The 6,432-nt window shown below is 36.5% G+C and carries 6 protein-coding genes; 2 read left to right on the top strand and 4 right to left on the bottom strand.

Features of this window, described 5'->3' with window-relative positions; all coding sequences use genetic code 11:
* Nucleotides 1-84 precede the first annotated feature (84 nt).
* Nucleotides 85-402, top strand: coding sequence for a hypothetical protein (locus H3T48_RS08705; RefSeq protein ID WP_198189184.1), 318 nt, complete (start codon nt 85-87; stop codon nt 400-402).
* Nucleotides 403-548: 146 nt separating this feature from the next.
* Here H3T48_RS08705 and H3T48_RS08710 read toward each other — a convergent pair whose 3' ends face one another.
* Nucleotides 549-1,556: an SLAP domain-containing protein gene (locus tag H3T48_RS08710; RefSeq protein WP_198189185.1), complete on the bottom strand. Its 1,008-nt coding sequence runs from the start codon at nt 1,554-1,556 to the stop codon at nt 549-551.
* Between the two features lie 921 nt (nt 1,557-2,477).
* Here H3T48_RS08710 and H3T48_RS08715 point away from each other — a divergent pair.
* Nucleotides 2,478-2,987: a hypothetical protein gene (locus H3T48_RS08715; protein WP_198189186.1), complete on the top strand. Its 510-nt coding sequence runs from the start codon at nt 2,478-2,480 to the stop codon at nt 2,985-2,987.
* 284 nt (nt 2,988-3,271) lie between these two features.
* On the opposite strand, the gene H3T48_RS08720 is transcribed toward H3T48_RS08715, so the two are convergent.
* From H3T48_RS08720 to H3T48_RS08730, 3 genes are read right to left on the bottom strand one after another with little or no spacing between them, the layout of a single operon-like run.
* Nucleotides 3,272-4,783, bottom strand: a complete 1,512-nt coding sequence (locus tag H3T48_RS08720; protein ID WP_198189187.1) for an FtsK/SpoIIIE domain-containing protein — start codon at nt 4,781-4,783, stop codon at nt 3,272-3,274.
* Nucleotides 4,783-5,112 carry a hypothetical protein gene (locus H3T48_RS08725; protein ID WP_198189188.1) on the bottom strand — a complete coding sequence of 110 codons (330 nt, stop codon included), beginning with the start codon at nt 5,110-5,112 and terminating at the stop codon, nt 4,783-4,785. The genes H3T48_RS08720 and H3T48_RS08725 overlap by 1 nt, the downstream gene beginning before the upstream one ends.
* Before the next feature lie 25 nt (nt 5,113-5,137).
* Nucleotides 5,138-6,127: a hypothetical protein gene (locus H3T48_RS08730; RefSeq protein ID WP_198189189.1), complete on the bottom strand. Its 990-nt coding sequence runs from the start codon at nt 6,125-6,127 to the stop codon at nt 5,138-5,140.
* Between the last annotated feature and the right edge of the window lie 305 nt (nt 6,128-6,432).

Here is a 6,432-nt window from a genome sequence, read left to right on the forward strand (position 1 = left end):
TACTCAACGCTATATTAGTAATAGAGGATGATTCAGCATCCATTAATTAGCAGCTAAGCTGCAAGAAAGCAGGTGATGTCGGCAATGAGAACAACAAATAAAGAACAAATTGGTATCTTGCTTATAGGACTGTTAATTGGGATAATATTAACCCACTTTTTCCCTGACTTGTATATTGTTACCGTAGTATTCCTAGAAAATCTGGCAGGACAAGTAAATGGTGAGTTAATTAAAGAGCGAATCGGTATTTTGCTCATAGGATTTTTAATTGGGATAGTGTTAACCCACTTCTTCCCTGACTTGTACAATATTATCGTAGCGTTACTAGAAGATTTGGCAGTACAATTGATAAACGAATTATTGATGCCAGTTATTAAAAAAATGATTACAAGTGCCGGGTAACAATTTAATTTGTACGGAAAGTCTTCAATGATTTCAATATCAGAAAATCTAACTCTAATATTGAAATGGCTGAATATGAAGAGTCCCATACAAAAAAATAGTTTAGGTTACTATGCCTAAACTACTTTGGTATATTTAAAACTTAACTATTTAGCAACATTGACTTTACGGATGTAACGGTTTTTAGCGATGCGGTAATAAGTCTTACCCTTGATGTAATAAGTCTTACCGTTAATTTTAACATATGAGCCTTTCTTCAACAGCTTTTTAGAGACACGCTTACCTTTGCTAGTATAACGGTAAGATGCTTTACGCAATCTTACAGTGCGTGAACTAGTCACATTTGTTGAAGTTGAGTTATCAGTTGCTGAGGCTTTACCGTTGTTACCAGTAGTATTATCAGAGGGTCTACTAATGCCCGAATTATCTTCCGTGCCATTATTAGAGCCCTTAGCTGGGTCATATGCTCCAGTTAAATGACCAGTTTTTTTATACATATCAATGACATTTTGAACATATTCGGTTAACTGGTCTACTTCTTCTTGAGTTGTATTCATACTATTAGCTTTGCTTTCACGAGTATTAATTTCAGATACAACTTGTTCGTCATTTGAAGCTAATTTATTAAAATTAACTTGACGTGTAAAATCAGCCATTACGTTTCTAAGTTTATCACGATTTACTGATGCAACATCAGGATTGCTACTGTCAACAGGATGATAATCACTAGAAGTCATATCTGGATTGTTAGTAACACTGCTTACTAAAGTTGTACTATCAGAAGGGTAATCGGTTAAATACCAGTCATCCATATTAACGTATTTTTCGTTAACTAATCCGCCACCTGCATCTTGAATGCCTTGCATACCTGGCTTACCGCCAATAATTAAGGTAAGATAAAATGGACGTGCAGGCATTGAAATTGATGGCTTGCTTTCCATATAAATATCTCTTACAACTTTTGTACCGGCACGATAAATGCGACCAGAAGGGCTTTTTAAATCATATTTAAGTGTACCGTATTGTAACCATACTTTGTTTCCTTGCTGACTGGCAAAAACAGTTTGAGTGTTGTTTTCTGTGGCGATTACTGCGCCAACTCCAGTTAGGGCAATTGCACATAGAGCAGTTGCCATTTTTGTATTGATTTTCATGTTTATGAACCCCTAAGTTTAGTGTGTTAAATAATATATTAATAAATTACTTATCCTAATGATAAATCCATATGTAATGCAATACAAGTTAGGGCAGATGACGTATGTAAGGCTGTCCCATATAAAATCTTTTATACATGAAAAGGATACTAAAGTATGTGGGTTTTGCATAAAAAGCATAAATTAGCACTATCAATAAAAAAAAATAAATGATAAACTTAAGCCAACATAAAAATATAAAAAAGGCTTATGAGTATTGGTGTACTCATAAGCCTCGCTCGATTAACTATAAGCGCTAGTCAATCAAGTTTTAATTTTATATATCAAAATTATAGAAGATATATAAGATAAAATCAAGATAAAACAGATTACAAACGGTTACTAGTTAATAATAGCGCCGTTTTTTATTTGCAATGATTTTTTAAACGGTTATCAAATTAAGTCATTGGTTTAGTGTAGCCGCCGTAGAAAAGTGCACCCGTGGTAACTTAACATGATTTTATATAAATATTATATAAAGGGCTTAAGTGAAGACGTCATCTGGGGACTACGCCCAGCTTTAACCATAAAGAAGAAAAAGGTAGGGGTGTGAGCGTACGTCACTTATTGGTAGCAAGTCTGCAAAAATCTGATGAGTGAGAATCATATGGCTCTAACTAGTCCAATACAAGTGTTCGAAATTGCCTTGACTTGTGTAAAAAAATCTCAAGAAGAGCTAGATAGAGTAGTCTGGGCGTACTGGACTGCATAAAAAAGCATATGCCGTTTTTATTTAACGGAACTGTTAATGTCGAAGACAGTTTTTTATACCCGCTAGGGTATAACTGTCTGTGTGCTCACTCTCTTCGCTGGGGCTTTTTGTTCTTGCGAGGGGGTATTCTGCTATATAATACTATATAGAATATATAGGAAGTACATATAATGAATATACACGATATTATTAATGTTATTATGCCTGATGCTTCTGATAAAGAGGTTGCAAAGTATAGAACAAAAATAAATACATATATAAAAAAATATAAGATTATATATAAAAAAGAAAATAATAAGATTGTTTTATCGAAGGACGAAGCGGATAAAGTAATTGCTCATTTTGGGTCTAAGCTCAAAGATTCAACTAATGTCGATTATAGAAAGAGTAATAGTTATTTTGAAGAATTAGAGACAAAGGTTAGGGAACAGCAGGCAATTATTGATAATTTGCAAGATAAGTATTTGATTCAACTTGAAAAACAGAATGAGGAGCTAATTGCTACTAATCGTGAGTTGAGTAGCAAATTTGATAAATTAATGCAGTTAGTTGACCAGCAACAGCAATTACATGGACGTGACCAACAAATAAGTGATAATCAAAGTCAGCTTAGTGGGAATGATTCTAATAATGCCGTTGAAGCTAAATCTTTACATTGGTGGGAAAAGATTTTCAAGTAGGGTAAAGGAGCACCTACTTATGTTAAAATTGCTCTCAGGGGCTTATATGGCGTCTCAGGGCATTTGAAAAATTACTTTTAGTTTTTAGGTGATAACAAAAATAGTGATTTATTTCACAATATCAGCTTTGAATTGAGAAAAAAAAGAACCTTACTTAGAGTAAGATTCTAAAAATAACGTAACAGGATTTTTGTGCCTTTTAATATCTGCCTAAAATTGTTGTGCTCGAAATGCTAGGGAGAGTAGGTACTTTACATAATGTCTGTTATACGTAGTTCAAACTTTCACATATCATAGACGATGCGGTCACCCGCTCTATCAAGATTGTATTGTATTTGAAGCATTATATCTTCGTTGTAATGCTCAATTTTTAAGGCTTGATTTGTAGCAGTTAACGCTTCATTTATCGCAGTTAAAACTAAATTATTTTTGACTAAATGAGTTAACTTGATTAGCTCATTTTTTATTTGCATTAATTTACTAGAGTTAAAATCTTGTTCTTCAAGTAGCTCGTCAACGAGCTTACCTGCTGTCATTATGCGCTCACGTGGTGTAGGCTGATAGGCTTTTACGACTTGTTCTAAATTGAAATGTGGCACATAAAACTTTTCAGGCTGCTGCATGTTAGACCGTAAAAAGTAGCCACCGCCGACTTCATTGATTTGAGGCAGACTGTTATCAGCTTGGGAACCAAAAAGCATTGCGGTAGTAGTAGCATCGCTGTTTCCAAGTAAGATTTTTAAATCGCAGTTAGCCCGAATATTTGAAGTTAGCCCAGAATCCACGGATGCTCGCTGCAAGCTGATGATTACTAAAATGCTTGCCTGCCTTGCTTTTTGCACTAATTGGGTCATTGATTGCTCTATTTGCGCTTTGAGTGCCTTATCTGACTTACTATTACCTAGACTGGCTAGTAATGAGGTATATTCATCAATAATCAGAAACTGGGGCGCAAAACCTAGGTCTATAGCGGTTTTTCCGATGGCATTGGGCAACGCCTGCATAGCTCTATAACGTTCATTCATGTTATTAACAGCTTTTTCTAACAAAAAGGCTATTTCTGCTGGAGTTTGGGCTACTTCAGTCCATTCTTTAGAACCAATCAAATCAACATATGCTTTTAAGTCAGAAAACTTGGGGTCGGCTACATATAGCATCGGGGTGTATTTGTCTGTATGACGCAGTTTTAGCACCATTTGCGCGATTAATAGTTCTAAGGCGCTAGTTTTCCCTGTACCGCTTACGCCACTAAGCAAAATAGGTTCACAATGGTTGAGGTCGATAATCAAGTCGCCTAAAGCCAGCTCACTATCAGGCACTTTTGCTAGTTGTTCTATAGTCATATTAGTAGGCTTAACTTGATGATAATCAAACCGATAGTAAGTTGCACCGTCAGGGTCAACTAACTGCCCTAATAAAGGTAAATTGAACTCAAATGACTGGGCGACAAGTTGCATAATATCCCCTACTTTACTGCCATAACTGGCAGTTCCCACTTCTAAACGTAAGTCTAGATAATGCTTAAGATAGCGAATATAAAGACCGGGATAGCTGGTAATTTGCCCAGTAGCGTCTTTGTTGACACAATTATTATTTTCTAGGGCTTGGCGCACGAAACAGGCTAGATGTGCCTCTAGGTCATTTTGACAGTGCTTAATTAGCAAGCCATTGCCCCTCAAGTCAATTTGATGCCAATTCCCGTTGGGCTTTTTTGTGCCTTGATTTTTACGAGTTAAGGCTTTTTTGATAGATATAAAATCAGCAAGATACTGTGAAAAAGTTTTTGCCTGTTTCATTATTTTGCCTCTCGCTTTATGGCTATGATTGCATCTGCAGTGGCAGTAATGCCTACCTGCCCTGTATTGTGATAGTCAGGATAAAGCTTCAGTTGTAGGTTTTTAAACCCAACTGGTTGCATTTGAGGCATTAAATTAGCTGTATCAGCTTTAACATGAACAGCAATCTTATCGAGTTGGTGCCCAGTCATTGCGACTGTATAAGTCGTACCTAGCGTTTTGCCTGTCTTTTTGCCATCTTGATATTCAAGCCACGGCTTCATGTCGACTAATAAATAGCCCGTAAAACCAGACTTTTCGCCGTCTAAATACATATTGTTAATAATCATTATTGTTATTCTCCTGATATAAAAATTAGCTAATTCCAAGAAATTGCAACATCGTTTCGCCATTCAACAGCTTTGAAATAGACTCGTTGCTTTGTCTTGCCATTTTCATGACTAATGTGACTTTATCAGCTAATTCGGGCTGCCGATGATAGTATTTTTGCTTGATACTAATGCAAAAGTCGGTTTGATTTTGGCGGGGCATAAGTAAGTCGTAAGCCTTGGCGCCAGTGCATTTCCAGCCTTCTATTGCTAGCATTTGCTTAAAACTGTCAGCTGTCATGTAATGAATTACTGGTTTTTTACAATTGCGGGAATGTCTGCCAACGTGTGTAAAGGCACCGTAAAACCCTAATCTACCGCCTTTCTCGACCATGTGTGTATGCTTAGCCGTCCATTTGGTCGTTTTTTTTGTGTCATTTTCTGCAGTAGCGTCAACAATTACGTTGGTTAGGTAGGCGGTTAAATAGGCACCTATATTATTGACACTATTGATAGACGTGGTTTTTGTGAAGCCCTCACCCCACATTTTTGTCAGTTTGTCATTAGCGATAAAAATACGATGTCTGTCGTTCCATCTTAATAAGCAGTGCATGTGCCACGTGCCATCTCCTTGTGGCTCTAGGGCGGAGAACCAGACTAAGTTATCAGTGGAAACCTTAGTAGCACGCTTAATTCGCTTAATAAAGCGGTCATAGTCAGCGTTAATACTTTTGACATTCTTTCCCCGTTCACGGTCAGCGTAAGTGAGAGTAATGAAGAGCTCATTAGGGCAGCCTGCAAAGTTGCAATTGATTAAATCGCGATTATGTTTAAAACTCTTTTTCAACGTTGCAAGATTATCAGTTCGCTTTTTGGCTTTCATATGGTGCTTTTTACTGGTATGGGTACCATTTGAGCCATTTTTTGCACTAGTCCAGCTGGCATAAATATCAGTCTCGGTCTTAGTGACTTTTATCAAGTCAGATTGAGTAAAAACTACTTCAGTTGGCTTAGTTGTAAGGTTTTTTACTTGCATTTTCTATCCCCTCCACTTTAGTTATAGCTTTTTTAAAACTAAAAAAAGGGGGGTTATAAAAAATATTTTTTGAGGCTGGCGGTAAACTTTTGTATTAATCAAGTCAATGGAGTGGCTTGCCTAAACGGCAAACCACTCCATTTTTGTTGTCTTTGTTGAAGGCAGCCAAGTCTATCTGTACGATTATTATATACGAGTATATAATAAGTCACCTTAAAATTACTCAACGCTATATTAGTAATAGAGGATGATTCAGCATCCATTAATTAGCAGCTAAGCTGCAAGAAAGCAGGTGATGTCGGCAA

Origin of the sequence: Lactobacillus sp. M0403 (assembly GCF_016101265.1) — a bacterium.
GTDB classification, from domain to species: domain Bacteria; phylum Bacillota; class Bacilli; order Lactobacillales; family Lactobacillaceae; genus Lactobacillus; species Lactobacillus apis.